The organism is Laedolimicola sp. (assembly GCF_051972735.1).
In the GTDB taxonomy this organism is placed as follows: domain Bacteria; phylum Bacillota; class Clostridia; order Lachnospirales; family Lachnospiraceae; genus Laedolimicola; species Laedolimicola intestinihominis.
The window spans coordinates 1-760 of the sequence record NZ_JBOKYU010000092.1 but is presented as its reverse complement, the minus strand read 5'-3'; the positions used below and the strand labels follow the sequence as shown (position 1 = coordinate 760).

Genomic DNA, 760 nt, shown 5'->3' with positions numbered 1-760 from the left:
GAAGAGATCCTGACCCCCCGCGTGGATGTGATCGCGGTGGAGGACGATATGCCGCTGGAAGAGGTGGCGCAGACCTTTGCGGAGTCCGGCTACTCCCGTCTGCCGGTGTACCACGACACTATTGATAACATCATTGGCGTGGTACATGAAAAGGACTTCTACATGGCACGCCTGAAAAAGGAGGTCAAGCTGGAGGATCTGGTCAAGCCCACCCTCTACACCACCGGCTCCACCCAGATCTCCCAGCTGCTGCGCACCCTGCGCGAGCAGCACCACCACATGGCTGTGGTGGTGGACGAGTACGGCGGCACCGAGGGCATCATCACACTGGAGGACATTCTGGAGGAGCTGGTAGGCGAGATCTGGGATGAACACGACGAGGTGACCGAGGACTTCCGCAAGCAGTCGGACGGCAGCTGGATCGTGCTGGGCAGCGCCGGCGTGGACGACTTGTACGAGCGGCTGGGTCTGCCGGAGGACGAGGACATCGACTCCAATACGGTGAACGGTCTGGTGCAGGAAAAGACCTGCCGTCTGCCCAAGGTAGGCGACCGCTTCACGCTGGGCGGCTACGACGGCGTGGTTACCCGCACCGCCAAGCGCCGCGTGACCGAGGTGCGTCTGACCCCCGCAGAAAAGCCCGAGACTAAAAAGGACGAAGAGGAAAAAGGCCACTTTGGCCGGATAACCTCTAAATAAAATATCAATCGGCTGCTGCACAAAACGTGCGGCAGCCGGTTTTGTTGAAGGCCAGCCGAGG

At 60.4% G+C, this 760-nt stretch carries 1 protein-coding gene; it reads left to right on the top strand.

Annotated elements, in window-relative coordinates; translation table 11 throughout:
* The coding region (locus tag ACTRC3_RS11715; protein ID WP_440323190.1) for a hemolysin family protein at positions 1-699 on the top strand (699 nt) is incomplete at its 5' end.
* Positions 700-760: the final 61 nt, after the last annotated feature.